The following is an 18,019-nucleotide window of genomic DNA, read 5'->3' as shown; positions in this document are numbered from 1 at the left end:
CCTCGCAATGACGTTTTGTTACTGATTGTCAGTCTGAGCTTGTCGAAGACCTGTAAGCTTTGCTAAGTCTTCGACAAGCTCAGACTGACATACTATTCAGAAAACATCCTATCCCAGTTAAGAGGTTAGGGGACTCATTCTTACACTCACCGCATTTCTATGCGCATGCAAGCCCTCTAAATCGGCCAGTATTTCTACATGCGGGCCAATATTTTGCAACCCTTCGGGCGTTAAATGCTGAAACGTGATCTTTTTCACAAATGAATCTACAGAAACGCCCGAGTAAGCTTTAGCATAAGAACTGGTTGGCAGGGTATGGTTAGTGCCCGAGGCATAATCGCCCACACTTTCGGGCGTTTGGTTACCTAAGAATACCGAACCGGCATTGATAATGCTGTCGGTTATCTGTTGCCAGTTGTCTGTTGCCAGTATCAAATGTTCAGGGGCATAAATGTTACTAAAATCCATCGCATCATTCAAGTCGTTTACGATAACTGCGTAGGAGTTAGCGATGGCTTGTTTGGCAATTTCGGCACGGGGTAAAATGGCTAATTGCCTTTCTAATTCTGAAATGGCTTTATCAACTATCTCGGCTGAGGTAGCTACTAAGATGCTCTGACTGTCAATACCATGCTCGGCTTGTGCCAGCAGGTCGGCAGCAATGTAAGCAGGGTTAGCCGTTCCATCGGCAATCACTAATACTTCCGACGGACCGGCAGGCATATCAATAGCCGTAACCGTGGTGGATTGAATGATGGTTTTGGCCTTAGTAACAAACTGGTTGCCTGGGCCAAATATCTTATCTACCTTGGTAATGCTTTCGGTGCCGTAAGCCATAGCGGCAATGGCTTGTGCTCCGCCTGCCAGGTAAATACGGTCTATATTAAGCAACTGTGCTACGTAGGCTATAAAGGCATTCACCTTACCATTTTTACCCGGAGGCGAACAAACTACTAACTCGTGGCAGCCGGCAATGCGTGCAGGAATACCTAACATTAAAAAAGTGCTTGGCAACACTGCCGTACCACCCGGAATGTACAAGCCTACCTTTTCAATAGGTCGTAATTCGCGCCAGCAGGTAACGCCCGGCATGGTTTCTACCTTGTCTTCGGCTTTTAACTGCGTTTGGTGAAATTTATAGATGTTTTGGTAAGCTACTTCTAATGCTGCTTTTTGTTCGGGCAGCAGGGCAGTGGCTATTTCGGCCAGTTCGGCTTTGTCGAGGTATAGTTTATCTAAAACTACCTTGTCAAACTGGTGAGCATATTCCAGCAAGGCACGGTCGCCGTGTTGCTGTACGTTGCCTATAATGGTTTCCACTACGGTGCGGATCTCGTTGGCCGGGTCAACATTGCGTTGCACCAAGGATTTAATTTCCTCGGCGCTTAAATCGGCATAATTATAAACCTTTACCATATTTAATATTATCCGTTGTGTCATGCTGAGCTTGTCGAAGCATTATGCGCTCGGCTAAGTCTTCGACAAGCTCAGACTGACAATGTCTATAAAACTTCTGCTCCCCTCTGGGGGGCTTGGGGTTCTACAATATGATCTTTTCAATAGGCATTACTACAATGCCTTGGGCACCAGCTTGTTTCAGTTGACTGATACGGTCCCAAAAGTCGCGCTCGGGGATTACGGTATGTACCGCCACCCAGTCGGCTTCGGCCAAAGGCACTACCGATGGACTTTTAACGCCCGGTAATAATGCAATTACAGCTTCTAAATTATCTTTTAACACATTTAGTACTACATACTTTGTTTCCTTGGCCCGTAATACCGATTGTATACGCTGAATAAGTTCCTGAATCAGATCTTCGTTTTCAGAACCTTTACGGCCAATTAGTACTGCCTCGCTGCTCATTACATCCGAGAAGGCTTTTAAACCATTGCTTTTTAGCGTACCGCCGGTAGATACCAAATCGCATATAGCATCGGCTAAACCTAAGCCCGGAGATATTTCTACTGAACCCGAAATGGTACGGATATCGGCATCAATATTCAGTTCTTGAAGGTGTTTCTTTAAGATAACTGGATAGGTGGTGGCGATGGAGCGACCGTTTAAATCGGCCACGGTTTCGATGTTTGTATTATTAGGTACCGCAATTTTAAGCGAACATTTGCCAAAGCCTAATTTTTGCAGGTAGCTAACTTCTACTTCTGTTTCCTGTATCACGTTTTCGCCCACAATGCCCAGGTCGGCAATGCCATCCTGTACATATTCAGGGATATCATCATCGCGCAGAAACAGAATTTCTAACGGGAAATTGGATACGGGAGATATTAAAGAGCTTTTGTAATTTTCGAAATTGAGGCCGCAATTCTTAAGCAGCTCTACAGATTTTTCATTGAGCCGTCCAGACTTTTGGATAGCAATTTTAAGTGTTTTCACAAGTTGGGGGGTATTAAACTATAAATAAACGGAGGTTTTGTTATTTCACGTAGAAACATACATCATTATTATCGCCACAGGGGGCGATGGTGCATATGCAAATGATGTAAAACTAAACCGTTCATTTTATAGCTAATTTGTTGATGAGCTGCGGCAAATATATAAATTTAGAATCAAGAGTCAAGAGTACAGATTCAAGATTTGAGTAACATCCTTGATGTGGCAAAGGTTTTACTGTAGATGTTTTTTATCTGTATTCATGATTCTGTACTCTTGACTCTATTGCAACTACTATTTTATCAAGTGCAGCACTTCGCCAATCGGCTGGTCGCTGTTAATTAAGATACCGGTTACGCCTGCTTTTTGGCCGGCCTCAACGTCGCGGTCACGGTCGCCAATAAAATAGGATTGTGCGGGGTCTATATTATGTTCCTCAATACCGCGCAGCAGCAGGCCGGGTTTGGGTTTGCGGCAATCGCATTCGCCGGTAAACAGCGGATGGTGCGGGCAGTAATATATATCGGTAAAGGTAACGCCATGCTCGGCGTAGGTATCTTTTAGGTGCTGGTGCATTTCGGCCAGTTGTGCTTCGGTGTACCATCCCTTGTCGAGCCCGCCCTGGTTGGTGGCTACAATAAGCAGGTACCCACGGTCTTGCAATTTTTTAAGCGGGGCAAAGTTGTGCTCCAATACTTTAAAATCTTCCAGCCGGCACACGTAATCGCCCAGTTCTTTATTTAATACACCGTCGCGGTCTAAAAAAACAGCTTTATTTTTCTCTTGCATTGCTTATTAAGGTGAACGCCAAAGATAACCTATTCGTTCAAAACGCGAGGTATGTTCTTGTTTAGAATGGTTCAAAATAGATGAGGTTAAATTTGTTTTCGATTTATAAATAATGAAATTTCAATTGTCTTGCTGCTATTATATTTGGAAAAATGATAAAAAAGCAATTTTTATTTTGTCTAAAATCTAAAAACAGTATATTCGTACAAATAGCCCAAAATATAATATCTAATTTAAACATGGATCAAACAGAAAGTGAACAGCAAGGCTTATACAGGCCCGAATTTGAGCACGACTCCTGCGGAACCGGATTTATAGCCAATATTAACGGCAGTAAATCCAATCAAACTATTCATGATGCGCTTACCATGCTCGAAAACATGGAGCACAGGGGTGCCTGTGGCTGCGATCCGGATTCTGGCGATGGTGCCGGTATCTTAATTCAGCTGCCGCATGAGTTTTTGATGGAGGAGTGTTCGGATATTGAGGTGAGTTTGCCGCAGTTAGGTGAATACGGTGTGGGGATGATCTTTTTTCCTAAGGATTCTACGCTTAAAAAAGCTTGTCGTACTATAATTCAAAATGCCACCGAAAAGTTAGGCATCAACTTATTAGGTTTCCGTAAGGTGCCTATCAATTCTTCGGTAATTGGCGAAACTGCCCGCAGTGCCGAGCCCGATGTGGAGCAGGTATTTGTGGCCCGTCCATCGCACATTCACAATACCGAAGATTTTGAGCGTAAACTTTTCGTGTTACGCCGTTACATTAATAAAACGGTAAACGAAACGTTCCCTGCCGCTACAGAACATTTTTATTTTCCGTCGTTCTCGTGCCAAACCATTATTTATAAGGGTCAGGTTACTACTTTTCAATTACGCCAGTATTACACTGATTTGGCCGATCCACGCATTGTGTCGGGCTTCGCGGTAATACACTCTCGTTTTTCTACCAATACATTTCCTTCGTGGAAACTGGCACAGCCTTTCCGCTTAATTGCGCATAATGGCGAGATCAATACTTTAACCAGTAACTTAAACTGGTTTTTCTCCAGCGTAAAATCATTAGCCTCGGCTTATTTCAGTCGTGAGGAAATGGATATGATATTGCCGGTGATAGACAATAACCAGTCGGATTCGGCTTGTTTGGATAACATCATTGAGGTATTGCAACATTCCGGCCGTTCATTACCGCATGTAATGATGATGCTGATCCCCGAAGCATGGGATGGCAACGAGCAGATGGACCCGCTGAAAAAGGCATTCTACGAGTACCATGCCACTATTATGCAGCCATGGGATGGCCCGGCAGCTATTAGCTTCACCGACGGTAAACTGGTAGGTGCACTGTTAGACCGTAATGGCCTGCGCCCGCTGCGTTACACTGTAACTACTGATGGTCGCGTTATCGCCGCTTCAGAAACAGGTGTACTGGCTATCGACGAAGCAACCGTGTTATATAAAGGTCGCTTGCAACCCGGCAAAATGCTGCTGATCGATACCGTTCAGCATAAGATCATCACCGACGAAGAGATTAAACAAGAAATGTCTTCGCGCCAGCCTTATGGCCGCTGGTTAGAAAATTATAAAATCCGTTTAGAAGACCTGCCTGCGCCGCGTGTTGCTTTCACCAGCCTGTCGCCCGAGTCGGTTTTCCGTTACCAGCAGGTTTTTGGTTACACCCGCGAGGATATAGACGGCATCATCAAGCCTATGGCTATCGACGCCAAAGAGCCTATCGGTTCTATGGGTACCGATGTGCCGTTAGCCGTGTTGAGCGATAAGCCTCAGCACCTGTCAAGCTATTTTAAGCAGTTTTTTGCACAGGTAACCAACCCGCCGATAGATCCTATCCGCGAGCGTTTGGTTATGAGTTTGGCTACCTTCATCGGTAACAATGGTAACCTGTTGGATGAAGATAAGATGCACTGCCATTGTGTAGCGCTTAAACATCCTATCCTGCGTAACCACCAGTTGGAAAAGCTGCGTAGTATTGATACCGGCTTGTTTCATGCTAAAACGCTGCAAACTTATTTTAAGGCGGATGGTCAGCCGGGTAGCCTACAAAAGGGTATTGAACGCCTGTGCCGTTATGCCGAAGATGCGGTAGATGATGGTTTTGAAGTATTGATCCTGAGCGATCGTGCGCTGGATTCGGAACACGCCGCTATTCCTTCGTTGTTAGCGGTTTCTGCCGTACACCATCACCTGGTTAAAATTGGCCGCCGTGGTGCGGTAGGTTTGGTAGTAGAAGCCGGTGACGTTTGGGAAGTACATCATTTTGCCTGCTTACTGGCTTTTGGTGCTACGGCCATCAATCCTTACCTGGCGTTATCCACCATTGAAACGTTGAAGAATAACGGTAGCTTGGAAAGCAACCTGGATATTAAATACCTGCATAAAAATTACGTAAAATCGGTTAATGAAGGCTTGTTGAAGATCTTTTCTAAAATGGGAATTTCTACCCTGCAATCTTACCATGGTTCACAGCAGTTTGAAATATTGGGCTTGAACAAAGCTGTGGTAGACCGCTATTTTTGTGGCGCGGTTACCCGCATTGGTGGTTTAGGCTTAGACGAAATTGCCCGCGAAGCTTTAACCAAACACAAATTTGGTTTCACTACCTCTAAAGGCGAAGTGAAATTATTGCCTGAAGGTGGTATTTACCAATGGAAACGCCGCGGCGAAGCTCACTTGTTTAACCCGCAAACAGTGCATTTGCTGCAACATGCTACCAGCACCAATAACTTTGAGGTTTATAAGAACTATGCCCGTTTAGTGAACGAGCAAACCGAAAAGCATTACACCATTCGCGGCTTGCTGGACTTTACGCATCACCGTGAGGCTATAGATATTAACGAGGTAGAACCTATCGAAAGCATTATGAAGCGTTTTGCTACAGGTGCTATGTCGTTCGGGTCTATTTCTCACGAGGCGCACAGCACGCTGGCCATTGCCATGAACCGCATTGGCGGCAAAAGCAATACCGGCGAGGGTGGCGAAGATGAAATGCGCTACGAAACCTTGCCAAACGGCGATTCAATGCGTTCGGCTATAAAGCAAATTGCATCGGCGCGTTTTGGGGTAACATCCAACTATTTGACTAATGCCGATGAGCTGCAAATTAAAATGGCGCAGGGTGCTAAACCTGGCGAGGGCGGACAGCTGCCCGGCCACAAGGTAGATGCCTGGATTGCCAAAACCCGTCACTCTACACCGGGTGTGGGTTTAATATCGCCGCCGCCTCACCATGATATCTATTCTATTGAGGATCTGGCGCAACTGATTTTCGATTTAAAAAATGCTAACCGTGCTGCCCGTATCAACGTTAAACTGGTATCAAAAGCCGGTGTAGGCACTATTGCCGCAGGTGTGGCCAAGGCCCATGCCGATGTGGTTTTAATTGCCGGATACGATGGTGGTACAGGGGCATCGCCAATAAGTTCTATTAAACATGCGGGCTTACCGTGGGAGTTAGGTTTGGCCGAAGCTCATCAAACCTTAGTACGCAGCAAACTACGCAGCCGCGTGGTTGTGCAGGCCGACGGACAGATGAAAACTGGCCGCGATTTAGTAATTGCTGCTCTACTGGGTGCAGAAGAATGGGGGGTAGCCACTGCAGCGTTAGTTGCCAGCGGCTGTATCATGATGCGCAAGTGCCACTTAAACACCTGCCCGGTGGGTGTGGCCACGCAAGACCCCGACCTGCGCAAGCTCTTTAGCGGTAAGCCCGAACATGTGGTAAATCTATTCCGCTTTTTGGCAGAGGATATGCGCGAAATTATGGCCGAGTTAGGCTTCCGTACTATTCAGGAAATGGTGGGCCGCGTACAGTTCTTACGCGTAAAAGATAACCTGGAAAGCTGGAAAGCTAAAAAGGTAGATCTTTCGGGCATCTTACATCCGGTTACCAATGCCAAAGGCAATACCTTGTATAATAGCGAAAAGCAGGATCATGGTATGGATAATATCATCGATTGGAAACTGCTTGAAACTGCACAGCCTGCCTTGGCCGACAGAACCCCGGTTTTTGCCTCGTTCGAGTTAAAGAATACCGACCGTACGGTTGGCACCTTATTGTCTAATGAGATTTCGAAGAAATATGGCTCTGCCGGATTGCCAGAGAACACGATCAACTTTAAATTTAAAGGTTCGGCCGGACAAAGCTTTGGGGCCTTTGCAGCCAAAGGTATAGCATTCGAACTGGAGGGTGAGGCTAACGATTACGTGGGTAAAGGCTTATCTGGAGCACAACTGGCTATCTATCCAAAAGCAGAAGCCACTTTTACCTCAGAAAACAACATTATCATTGGTAACGTGGCCGTTTACGGTGCTACCTCGGGTGAGTTATTTGTGCGCGGTATGGCCGGCGAACGCTTTGCCGTACGTAACTCGGGTGCCACGGTAGTAGTTGAGGGTATTGGCGACCATGGTTGCGAATACATGACCGGTGGCCGTGCGTTGATCTTAGGTAAAACAGGCCGCAACTTTGCCGCTGGTATGAGTGGTGGTATTGCCTGGATCTACAACCCTGATAATGATTTTGCAAGCAACTGCAATACCGAAATGGTAGACCTCGATCCGCTAACTGCACAAGACGAGGAGCAAATTATTAACCTGCTTAAAAAGCACATTAATTTAACTAACAGTAAGCTGGCACAGCAAATACTTAACAACTGGGCTTCGGCATCGCTGAGCTTTGTTAAGGTATTCCCTAAAGAATACAAGAGAGTGTTGCTGCAACAAGAAGTTCAAACCATCAGCTAAGTTGTTGTGATTTTAAAAAAGGTAAAAGGTTACAAGTTAGGTCTGTTGGATACAGGATGGTTTGTTATTTTGTTCATGATATTTCCATTTATGGCGCAAGGGCAACAACATAAAAATAAGGCTGTGAAAACTGTAGTGATATATGGGCAGGATACGGTTACCGAAGATGATATAGGACCGCCACCACTTAATTTAACGTCTCAATTTAAAACGTTACATGATTGGCTGGTAAATATCTGTAACAGTAATAAACCTAAAAAGGCGATTACTAAGTATAACGTTGACTTATTTGAATCTACAAATGATTATACGCTTTGTTTAACTGGGGTGAATACTTATGTTAAAGGCGATGATTCTTTCGTAAAGATTGAATACACCCCCCAAAACCTATACTATAGATTGCCAGTAAGTTTTCATAAAGGAATAAACCGACAACAAGTGTTAATGAAATTGATGCTTGAATTAGAGGATTTTACAACCACTATAGAATTTAAAAATTCATTTTTTACCCGGTCAAATGCCATTGTTTTTCTACCTAATGGCAAGAAGATTTGGCCTAAGTAATCTCAGGTGAATAAACTATTGAAACGAAGTTTTAATAACTAACGGATAATAACAGAAATGGGAAAACCTACCGGATTTCAGGAATATAACAGAGAGCTCCCCGCAAAAAAAGCGCCTGAGGAGCGTGTGAAGAACTATAACGAGTTTGTTGGTTTATATAACGAAGAAAAACTTAACGAACAATCGGCCCGCTGCATGAACTGTGGTATTCCGTTTTGCCACTCGGGTTGCCCGCTGGGCAACGTAATACCCGAGTTTAACGATGCAGTGTATCGCCATAGCTGGGAAGAAGCGTACGATATTTTATCAACTACGAATAACTTCCCTGAGTTTACCGGCCGTATTTGTCCTGCACCTTGCGAATCGGCCTGTGTGCTGGGTATTAACAAACCGCCCGTAGCTATTGAGGAAATTGAAAAGCATATCATTGAGATTGCTTATGCCAAAAACCTGGTTAAGCCAAGTGCGCCGTTCATCAAAACCGGTAAAAAAGTAGCGGTGATAGGTTCGGGCCCAGCAGGTATGGCAGCCGCGGCACAGCTAAGTAAGGCTGGCCACGCCGTAACCGTTTACGAGCGCGACGACCGCCCGGGAGGACTGTTACGCTACGGCATCCCCGATTTTAAATTGGAAAAATGGGTGATAGACCGCCGCGTAAAGGTAATGGAAGAAGATGGTATTGTATTTAAATGCAACACCGAAATTGGTAAAGACATTACCCTGGAAGAACTGCAGCGCAACAACGATGCAGTGGTATTAGCCGGTGGCTCAACCATACCACGTAATCTGCCCATACCGGGCCGCGAATTTAAAGGGGTTCATTTTGCCATGGACTTTTTAAAACAGCAAAACAAACGGGTTGGCAACAGCGCTTTCGATACCGAGGATATTTTAGCTACCGGTAAGGACGTTGTAGTGATAGGAGGGGGCGATACCGGTTCTGACTGTGTAGGTACATCCAACCGTCATGGTGCTAACTCGGTGCGTCAGTTTGAGGTAATGGTGCAGCCGCCGCAACAGCGTACACCACATATGCCATGGCCAAACTACCCCATGCTGTTAAAAACAACCAGTTCGCACGAAGAAGGTTGTGAACGCCACTGGGGCGTAAACACCAAAGAGTTTTTAGGTGATGAGAACGGCAACCTACGCGCGCTTAAAGTGACCGATGTAAGCTGGGAACTGGATGTGATGAACCGTCCCATCAAGTTTGCGGAAGTGCCCGGTTCGGAGCGCGAACTGCCTTGTCAGCTGGTGTTTTTAGCTATGGGCTTTGTGCACCCGCAACATACAGGTATGATTGAACAAGGCGGACTGGAGCTTGACGAACGCAAGAACGTTAAAGCTAAAGAAGGTGTTTACCGTACCAATGTAAGCAAGGTATTTGCTTGCGGCGATATGCGCAGAGGCCAATCACTGGTGGTTTGGGCCATTAGTGAAGGCCGCGAAGCCGCCCGCAAGGTAGATGAGTTTTTAATGGGCCACTCCATGCTCGAGAGCAAGGACGCCGTGAGCGCATTTGAGTATTAAAAGATAGTTTTAGTTTAGTTAAGATAGTTGCACAGGTTCAAAGGCTGAAAGCAGGGGAAGAGAAAGGTAGTTTTGCGGTTGAGAATAGTTTTCTGAAAAATTCAAAAAAGCTTTCAAACCTTTGGCCTGTCAACTTACTTTAAAACAAGGAAGCATCATCCATTCAGGGTGGTGTTTTTTTATTTCCATGCTTTTTTAAATTTTTTCAAGTAAAAAAAGCAGCCATGAGCGTTAACTCATGGCTGCTACAGATAACCAACCTAATTAGTTAATTAATAAATACGTGAAAATAATGCTTTGGTATTACCAGTACCGGTGCTGCCGGTAATGGTAATGTGGCCGGTATTACCATTGCCATCATAGCCCGAACCCTTGTTGTAATTGGCAACACAATTGGTAACGGTATGAGGTATAGTTTGGCCGGCACTTCCTAATTTAAAGCCATTGCCATCGCCGCTGGCGCCATAACCGTTATTGGTTGCTGTGCAGTTGGTAATGGTTACGGTGTAAGGTTGTCCGTATAAATCCCATCCATCATCAGAGTTGTGGTTGGCCGTGCAATGATCAAACTTGTTATTTTTTCCGGCCGATAGTTTACAGGCAAATCCGTCGGCATTTTCGCCACCATTGGCGGTATCATAGTTCTCGGCCGACTGGCAATAGCTGATATTATTATCGTGTGCACCGTTATAAACCTGCAAGCCCGAATCGCCGTTGCTATTGGTTATTAACTTGTATGCATAATTAAAGCCACCTTGCTGAAATACAATGCCGCAATCTGGAGCGTTTTTAATGGTCATATTGGTAATGTTCCAGTAACTGCCGTTCACTTTTACGCCCCAGCCCGATGATATGCCCGAGCAATCGAGCGTGCCACCTGTAAAGTTGATCTTTGAACTTGAGGTGCCGCTTTTTAAGCATTGAAGCGTGCTGGTGAGTTTAATAGTGCCGCTTACCGTAATTACATCGCCTCCCTTGGCATTGGCAATGGCGGTTTTCAGGGCACTTTCTGTAGTAACTGTTGTGCTGGCCAGGGTTTGTTTGGTGGCAACATCTTGTTCTAAAGGATTGGTGTTGGCGGCTTCTTCATTTTTTTTGCAACTAAGCAAAGCTCCGCCTATTACTAAAATTAGTATCAGCTTTTTCATAATAATTGGTTTTAGAAAATTGGTTGAATTGGTTATCTATTAAGCAAGTTAAATTTAACTATCGAATAAATCAGTTGTAAATCCATAATTATTTGGGCAAACGTTACCGGGAACGATTGACCTGTATTATGTTTAAAATTTTGGTCTGCAATAAGTTAGATGTTTGTTAAACAGGCGAGCATTTAAAGGAGTTCGATTTGGTGATTAGGCCTTCAATTTGAACTTATCGCGCCGATTTATTAAGATCAAAGTTTTTAATGCGAAGTATCCCGTCTTTGCATTACATTGGTAGCATAACAAGACTTGGGTTTAGTGTTGTACTTTATAAGTTAAACTGCCACAGATGAAAGAATTTACCAGCAAAGCTATACAGGATATGGAAAAGCGTTTCCGTACCACATTGATCAATAATATACCCGGTTATAAACCCCTGCAGCTGCTGGGCACGGTAAGCGAAGCCGGCGTTACCAATTTATGCCTTGTCAATTCGGTATTTCATTTAGGAGCTAATCCTCCGCTTTTAGGATTAGTATTAAGGCCGCAGCGTGAGGAGAATAATACCTTGGTTAACATTAAACAAATGGGAGTATATACACTGAACAATGTGGTGACCGACTATTATAAACAGGCTCACCAGGCAAGCGCCACTTACCCTTCAGGTGTGTCGGAGTTTGAAGCGTGTGGGTTTGAAGCCGATTACATAGACGGCTTTAAGGCGCCGTTCGTAAAGCAATCGACCATTAAAATAGGCTTAAAGCTGCGCGAAATAATAGATATGGCTACCAACGGAACAACCATCGTTGTGGGTGAGATCGTCCATATTTTAGCAGATGAACAGTTGATAGGTAGCGACGGCTTTGTAGATCATACACAAGCAGACACGGTTACTGTAGTTGGTTTAGACAGTTATTATACCACACAACCGCTCGAACGCCTTGCCTATGCCAAGCCGGGTAAAAATGTTCAGATAATACCAACTCAACTATAGTCAAGGTGATATATAACTTTCAACCGAATTAATATCTATTATCTATGCACATCGGCTTGTTTACTTATGGCTCAAGAGGAGACGTGCAACCTTACATTGCATTGGCATTAAGGCTTACAGACGAAGGTTATAATGTAACCTTGGCAGCCCCTGAAAATTTTAAAGATTTTGTAGAAAGTTTTAAAATTTCTTTTTACCCGGTAGCTGGCAATGCCGAGGAGATTGTGCATTCGCCCGAATGCGAAAAGATAATTAAGTCGGGTAACAATTTGGCATTCATTAAGTTTCTCTTCAACTCCCTATCAAATAGGCGCTCGGAGTTATTTGATAGTATTATAGGTTTCTGCAGCTTGGTTGATGCCATTGTGGCGAACAATGTAGGCGCTACCACGGTTAGTGTTGCAGCTGAGAGGCTAAACCTAAAAATGATTATTTTACAGTTGAACCCACCCGTGATTGAAACCAATGCTTTTCCTGTACCGGGTATGCCTTTCCCTAATTTAGCTTGGCTTAATAAGCTTTCCTACAAGCTTTTCTATCGAATAATGTGGCACTTTGCTAAAAGCGATATCAATGAATTTAGGCGTAGAATAGGCTTGCCATTGAGCAAGCATTCGGTTTTTAAAAGGATAGCGGATGCCAGGGTCCCGGTTTTACATGCCTTTAGTGAAGAATTAATTAAACGACCTTTAGATTGGGAAGAACACCACCTTGTAACCGGCTTTTTAATGTTGGATAGCCTCAAGCGATCAGAAAATACTTTTGATAATGCATCAGATCAATTAAATAAGTGGTTAGCACAAGGAGCTAAACCAGTATATATAGGTTTTGGAAGTATTCCGGTGCCAGACCCTTTGAAATTAATGCAGGCTATCACTTATCTGCTAAATTCAACCCAGGAACGGGTTTTACTATGTACCGGTTGGTCAAAAATACCCGACCTTCCAAAACACCCTAATTTATTCATAGTATCGGGGGTTAACCATCAATGGTTATTTCCAAAGTGTAAAATAGTGGTTATACATGGCGGTATAGGTACGTTAACGGCTGCACTTACGGCCGGTGTGCCGTCAATAGTAGTTTCCTTATTTGTAGATCAACCCATATGGGGAAAATTGATTTCTAAAAAAGGTATTGGTTTGCATTTACCATGGCGTAAAATGACCCCGAAGAGTTTATCTAAGGCTGTTAAATACTTAAATAATGATGCAGAAATAGCTAATAATGCAGTTTTGGTAAGCAAAAAATTAGCTGCCGAAGATGGAGTAGGTGCAACAGTACGCTACATCCGGCAATATTTTGAAACTGTTGTTAATTAGCTGAAATAATCTATTGAGTTAACACCAGTAATTTTTTTACCACTATTCTTGCACTTGCCGCGGTAAGTGCACCTCGGCCAGCATACAACGTGCGCTTCCGCCTCCGATGGTTTCTATCGTGGTCAAGTCGGCCGAAACGATTTCGGTATACTTCTCCAGGACAGCCACTTGTTCGGCTGTTAATGATTGATGCGCGCTTTTAGACATGACTAATAGGCTTTCCCCCCCGGTGTTTTGCACTTCAAGCATATTTCCGGCAAAGTGGTTCATTTGCTCAAGAGTAATACCTACGATCTCCTTGCCGGTCATATTCAGCGAAGCAATCACGGTTTCTTTTTCAGTTTCGTCTTGGATGCTATCCAAACAAATAACCGCAAATTTGCTTCCTACGCACATCATCACGTTGGTATGGTAAATGGCTTGCCGGGCCGCATCGGTAGCTGTAAAGGTAACCGGGGTATAGTGCAGGTAGTCGCAAAATGAGTTTAATACTTCCTCGTTGGTACGGGGCGACAGGCAGGCGTAGGCTATCTTATTTTCCCGGTCAAGCACCATGCTGCCTGTTCCTTCCAAAAATTTGTTTTCGAGTTCAAAGCGGCTCAGGTCAATCATGTGGTTCACTTTGAAACGGTGCTCCAGTTTGCGCACTACATCTTCGCGGCGTTCCCAACGGCGGTTTTCTGCCTGCATAGGGTAGAGGATCACATCACCATTATCATGAAACGAGACCCAGTTGTTGGGGAAAATGGCATCAGGTTTTTGCGGATCGGCTGTGTCATCAATTACGGTGACATCCAAACTCTTGCTTTTCAACAGATCGGCAAAGGAATTAAATTCCTGAGTAACTTTTTCCTGTACCAACTTTAGGTTGGAGTTGTTTTTCTGGAAGGCATTACTTTCTGCCGTTTGCTCATTAAAGCCAAAACTGGCCGGGCGGATCATTAATATGTTGGATGTGGTTTGGCTCATCACTTGGTCTTTTAGTTCTTCATCAAACTTTAAATAGTTGTATTTTAAAAAAGGTTTGCTCTTTTTTAACGGCTTAATTTTGCAATCTACTTTTTTGAGGTTTTATGAAGTTTTTTGGAAATATTCTGAAGTACAGCGTACTTTTTTGAATTGAATTACACAATTTCGTCTCTCAACAGCGGCAAACTCATACAATGAAAGCCGCCCCTGGCCCGCGATAATTCTGAAGATGGCATTAATATCAAAGTGTCTTGCAGGGCTTCCGGTGTAGTTTGTCCGTCTTCAAACTGCTGCAGTAATTCGGCCACTTTAACTACGTTGAAACCGCTTTGCTTAAAGGCCTCAACGGTTTTGTCATTACGGTCATATCCTAAAACTACGCCTTCTTTAAGTGCTAACAGGTTGCACGAATCGGTCCATTGTTCGCGTGCATCAAACGGGAAAGTATTATTGCCAGAATAGATGAATTTGGTTTCGTCGGTACTATGTAAGTCATTGATACTTATGTTACTAAGTAAATCTTCAATGCAATCAAAAATACGAGGTTGATCTTGCCCGGCAATAAATTGAACGATTTCTGTACGATCTTTTGACTTTTTATCGGTGAACCAACTCACCGGGTTTGCCTCCGATTTGGTCGAAGTATCGGCCTTGGCCAATGACCCTAAAACAACCCATACATTACGCTTTACCTGGGTAAAAACGGTGTCTATGTGCATATAATCCCGTTTATGCGGAATTTTAAGTACGGTTACTTTCTCAACAACCTTGTTCTCAAACAGTAATTTGATAGCCTCGTGGGCTCCGCTTAAAGACGTACGCTCGCTGCAGCCAATAATGACATGATTACTGCTAACTACCATTACGTCACCACCTTCCAAAGTAGTTTTATCGTCCTGGTCTTTGCCCGGGCGTAAAAAATGCTGTATGCTTTCTGTAATTTCCAGGATATTATCACGATAGTTGGCAAACGCAGGATGATTGAACAGTATGTACCTAGCCAGCAATGTTTCGCGTGACCGGGCTTTTTTTGCCGGCTTGTTTATGAGGATATGGTTATTAATCGTAATACCAATATCGCGCGAAAAAATGAGGTTGGGAATAGGGGCAAAGATCATCTGATCCTTTCCTAAAGAGCCCGATATAAATATTTTAGCTAACTCAACAGGGTGTGTATTGTTCAATTGTTGTTGTAAACGGTAATTGCAACTCTCTATGGCACAAACAGATGCGGTTAATTTCTCACGAATACCCTGGTCTTCCAATATTTGCGCAAGTAGGGTTTGTATCTCTATAACCTTGTCAGATGCATAAAAATCAGCATGGTCTGGCTTATAGAAGTTGCGTTCGGCTTCGGGAGCGTCTATCTCGTGTAATCTGCCTTTAATTTTATCAGCATCTAAAAAATAGAGGAGTAACTTTACATAGTAATCATACTCATTTTTGCGCATGGTATCTAAATGCACAATGTCTTCAAAAAGCCAATCCTGCGCTTTGGAGGGCACTACTTTGCCGAGGCCGCTATCAGGACTATGGATCAGTAAGGCACGAAGGGTGCCAATTTCAGAGGATACATTGAGTTTTAACTGGTCAGAATTTAGAGTCATATATAATAGGATGCTTTCAAAGTTATTAAACCATTCAATTAATGACAGCAGGTTAAGGCATTTTATTTAATTTTGTAAGATGGACTTTATTACTACTGCTACTATACAAGCTGTTAAACAATTATATAACACAACAATTACCCCTCAGGATGTTAACCTGCAGCAAACCCGCAAGGAGTTTGAAGGACAGGTAACTATAGTGACTTTTCCTTACACCAAGTTTTCCCGTAAATCGCCCGAGCAAACCGGCCAGGAAATTGGTACTTACCTGCAAGAAAATGTTGCAGAAGTTTCGGGTTTCAACATTATCAAGGGGTTTCTCAATGTATCTATTGCTGATAGCTATTGGTTAGCTGTTTATAATGAGACTGTAGTTAAAGAGGATTTTGGTATAGCTGCGCCTAACGGCAAAAAGGTTATGGTAGAGTATTCATCGCCTAATACTAATAAGCCATTGCATTTGGGCCATGTGCGTAACAACCTGTTAGGCTACTCGGTTGCTGCGATCTTAAAGGCGGCAGGTTATGAAGTAATTAAGGCTAATTTGGTTAATGACCGTGGCATACACATCTGTAAATCGATGCTGGCCTGGCAACTGTTTGGCAATGGCGAAACTCCACAATCTTCGGGCATGAAAGGCGATCACTTGGTGGGTAAATATTACGTGTTGTTTGATAAGGCTTATAAAGTTCAGATTGAAGAATTAAAGGCGGCGGGTAAAACGGAAGAAGAAGCCAAAAAATCGGCACCACTAATATTGCAGGCCCAGCAAATGCTGCAAAAGTGGGAAGCTGGCAATGAGGAAGTAATTGATCTTTGGAAGACCATGAACACCTGGGTTTACGATGGCTTTGCAAAAACATACAAAAAACTGGGTGTCGACTTTGATCAGTACTACTACGAATCGAATACCTACTTATTAGGTAAAGATATTATTGAAGAAGGACTGGCTAAAGGTGTATTCTTTAAAAAGGAAGATGGTTCTGTTTGGATAGACCTCACCGACGAAGGACTTGACCAGAAGCTTGTGTTACGTGCCGATGGTACCTCCGTGTACATCACTCAAGATCTAGGTACTGCGCAATTGAAGTATGACAACTTTGGCATGGACGAGTCCATCTACGTAGTAGGTAACGAGCAGGATTACCATTTTAAAGTGTTGTTTCTGATTTTACAAAAATTGGGTAAGACTTGGGCTAAGGGATTGTACCATTTGTCTTACGGTATGGTTGATCTTCCCTCCGGAAAAATGAAATCGCGTGAAGGAACCGTTGTTGATGCCGATGACCTCATCAGCGAAATGGAAGCCACTGCCAAAGAACAAACAGAAGCGCTCGGCAAAACTGCCGATTTTGCTGAAGAAGACAAACAACACCTGTATTATATAATAGGTATGGGCGCACTCAAATACTTCTTATTAAAGGTAGATCCTAAAAAACGCCTGTTATTCGATCCTAACGAGTCGGTAGATTTTCAAGGTCATACCGGTCCGTTTATACAATATACCCATGCCCGGATCAAATCTGTAATGAGCAGGGGAGGAGAGGTCACTGTAGTTTCAACAATTACCGAACCCGACTCCGTAGAACGCGACCTCATCATTGCCATGAGTCAATATCCCGAAACAGTTAATCAGGCAGCTAAAGATTTCAATCCCGCCGCTATTGCCAACTACGTTTACGAACTGGCCAAGGTTTACAATAAATTTTACCACGAAAAATCAATTTTACAAGCCGAAAATGAAGAATTGAAGGCTTTTAGGTTGAATTTGTCTGCCTCTACGGCAAAAATTATTGCTAAAGCTATGCTTTTATTAGGTATTGAAGTTCCAGAACGTATGTAAATACAAACGCTTGAATAATGTAGGTCATTAGTTGGTGAATTACAACCTTGAAGTGTTATAGTGATAGGAAATTTAGTTTCTATACTTATCATTTGCCAGTAATGTCAAAT

The 18,019-nt window shown here is 43.6% G+C and carries 12 protein-coding genes; 6 read left to right on the top strand and 6 right to left on the bottom strand.

Features of this window, described 5'->3' with window-relative positions; genetic code table 11:
- Nucleotides 1-117: 117 nt before the first annotated feature.
- The 3 genes from hisD to IEV61_RS14075 form a co-directional block, all read right to left on the bottom strand.
- Entirely contained in the window at nucleotides 118-1,416 is a 1,299-nt protein-coding gene (gene hisD, locus IEV61_RS14085; protein ID WP_188417663.1) for a histidinol dehydrogenase, read from the bottom strand.
- Between the two features lie 124 nt (nucleotides 1,417-1,540).
- The gene (gene hisG / locus IEV61_RS14080; protein ID WP_188417662.1) at nucleotides 1,541-2,392 is read right to left on the bottom strand and encodes an ATP phosphoribosyltransferase; all 852 of its coding nucleotides are present in this window, start codon (nucleotides 2,390-2,392) and stop codon (nucleotides 1,541-1,543) included.
- A 291-nt stretch (nucleotides 2,393-2,683) separates the two neighbouring features.
- The gene (locus tag IEV61_RS14075) at nucleotides 2,684-3,178 is read right to left on the bottom strand and encodes a D-glycero-alpha-D-manno-heptose-1,7-bisphosphate 7-phosphatase (RefSeq protein WP_188417661.1); all 495 of its coding nucleotides are present in this window, start codon (nucleotides 3,176-3,178) and stop codon (nucleotides 2,684-2,686) included.
- 239 nt (nucleotides 3,179-3,417) lie between these two features.
- Here IEV61_RS14075 and gltB point away from each other — a divergent pair, with 239 nt between their 5' ends.
- Genes gltB through IEV61_RS14060 form a run of 3 tightly spaced genes read left to right on the top strand, consistent with a single transcriptional unit; the run spans nucleotide 3,418 to nucleotide 10,035 of the window.
- Nucleotides 3,418-7,941 (top strand): glutamate synthase large subunit, encoded by a 4,524-nt coding sequence (gltB, locus tag IEV61_RS14070; RefSeq protein ID WP_188417660.1) that lies wholly within the window; start codon nucleotides 3,418-3,420, stop codon nucleotides 7,939-7,941.
- A gap of 6 nt (nucleotides 7,942-7,947) precedes the next feature.
- Complete coding sequence (locus IEV61_RS14065; protein WP_188417659.1) at nucleotides 7,948-8,505, top strand: hypothetical protein; 558 nt, start codon at nucleotides 7,948-7,950, stop codon at nucleotides 8,503-8,505.
- A 57-nt stretch (nucleotides 8,506-8,562) separates the two neighbouring features.
- Entirely contained in the window at nucleotides 8,563-10,035 is a 1,473-nt protein-coding gene (locus IEV61_RS14060) for a glutamate synthase subunit beta (RefSeq protein ID WP_188417658.1), read from the top strand.
- A gap of 272 nt (nucleotides 10,036-10,307) precedes the next feature.
- On the opposite strand, the gene IEV61_RS14055 is transcribed toward IEV61_RS14060, so the two are convergent.
- Nucleotides 10,308-11,183, bottom strand: coding sequence for a right-handed parallel beta-helix repeat-containing protein (locus tag IEV61_RS14055; protein WP_188417657.1), 876 nt, complete (start codon nucleotides 11,181-11,183; stop codon nucleotides 10,308-10,310).
- A gap of 343 nt (nucleotides 11,184-11,526) precedes the next feature.
- Between IEV61_RS14055 and IEV61_RS14050 the strand changes: the two genes are divergently transcribed.
- Both IEV61_RS14050 and IEV61_RS14045 read left to right on the top strand, forming a co-directional pair.
- Nucleotides 11,527-12,171, top strand: coding sequence for a flavin reductase family protein (locus IEV61_RS14050; RefSeq protein WP_188417656.1), 645 nt, complete (start codon nucleotides 11,527-11,529; stop codon nucleotides 12,169-12,171).
- A 44-nt stretch (nucleotides 12,172-12,215) separates the two neighbouring features.
- A complete protein-coding gene (locus IEV61_RS14045) occupies nucleotides 12,216-13,490 on the top strand; it encodes a glycosyltransferase (protein ID WP_188417655.1) in 1,275 nt (424 codons plus the stop codon).
- A 42-nt stretch (nucleotides 13,491-13,532) separates the two neighbouring features.
- Here the strand turns inward: IEV61_RS14045 and ctlX are convergent, their stop codons facing one another.
- Nucleotides 13,533-14,459, bottom strand: a complete 927-nt coding sequence (gene ctlX / locus IEV61_RS14040) for a citrulline utilization hydrolase CtlX (protein ID WP_188417654.1) — start codon at nucleotides 14,457-14,459, stop codon at nucleotides 13,533-13,535.
- A gap of 155 nt (nucleotides 14,460-14,614) precedes the next feature.
- Nucleotides 14,615-16,066 (bottom strand): arginine deiminase family protein, encoded by a 1,452-nt coding sequence (locus tag IEV61_RS14035; RefSeq protein WP_188417653.1) that lies wholly within the window; start codon nucleotides 16,064-16,066, stop codon nucleotides 14,615-14,617.
- A gap of 79 nt (nucleotides 16,067-16,145) precedes the next feature.
- On the opposite strand from IEV61_RS14035, the gene argS reads away from it, so the two are divergent.
- On the top strand, nucleotides 16,146-17,909 hold the full coding sequence (argS, locus tag IEV61_RS14030) for an arginine--tRNA ligase (protein WP_188417652.1): 1,764 nt from the start codon (nucleotides 16,146-16,148) through the stop codon (nucleotides 17,907-17,909).
- Nucleotides 17,910-18,019: the final 110 nt, after the last annotated feature.

Source organism: Mucilaginibacter galii (genome assembly GCF_014635825.1).
Lineage (GTDB): Bacteria > Bacteroidota > Bacteroidia > Sphingobacteriales > Sphingobacteriaceae > Mucilaginibacter > Mucilaginibacter galii.
Note: the sequence above shows the minus strand (reverse complement) of the source record. Positions and strands in the feature narration are given on the sequence as shown.

Bases quoted from the DNA above. Each gene is read 5' to 3' on its own strand.
- IEV61_RS14055 (WP_188417657.1), bottom strand. From the start codon at position 11,183: ATGAAAAAGCTGATACTAATTTTAGTAATAGGCGGAGCTTTGCTTAGT.
- IEV61_RS14045 (WP_188417655.1), top strand. From the start codon at position 12,216: ATGCACATCGGCTTGTTTACTTATGGCTCAAGAGGAGACGTGCAACCT.
- argS (WP_188417652.1), top strand. From the start codon at position 16,146: ATGGACTTTATTACTACTGCTACTATACAAGCTGTTAAACAATTATAT.
- ctlX (WP_188417654.1), bottom strand. From the start codon at position 14,459: ATGAGCCAAACCACATCCAACATATTAATGATCCGCCCGGCCAGTTTT.
- IEV61_RS14075 (WP_188417661.1), bottom strand. From the start codon at position 3,178: ATGCAAGAGAAAAATAAAGCTGTTTTTTTAGACCGCGACGGTGTATTA.
- gltB (WP_188417660.1), top strand. From the start codon at position 3,418: ATGGATCAAACAGAAAGTGAACAGCAAGGCTTATACAGGCCCGAATTT.
- hisD (WP_188417663.1), bottom strand. From the start codon at position 1,416: ATGGTAAAGGTTTATAATTATGCCGATTTAAGCGCCGAGGAAATTAAA.
- IEV61_RS14060 (WP_188417658.1), top strand. From the start codon at position 8,563: ATGGGAAAACCTACCGGATTTCAGGAATATAACAGAGAGCTCCCCGCA.
- IEV61_RS14050 (WP_188417656.1), top strand. From the start codon at position 11,527: ATGAAAGAATTTACCAGCAAAGCTATACAGGATATGGAAAAGCGTTTC.
- IEV61_RS14035 (WP_188417653.1), bottom strand. From the start codon at position 16,066: ATGACTCTAAATTCTGACCAGTTAAAACTCAATGTATCCTCTGAAATT.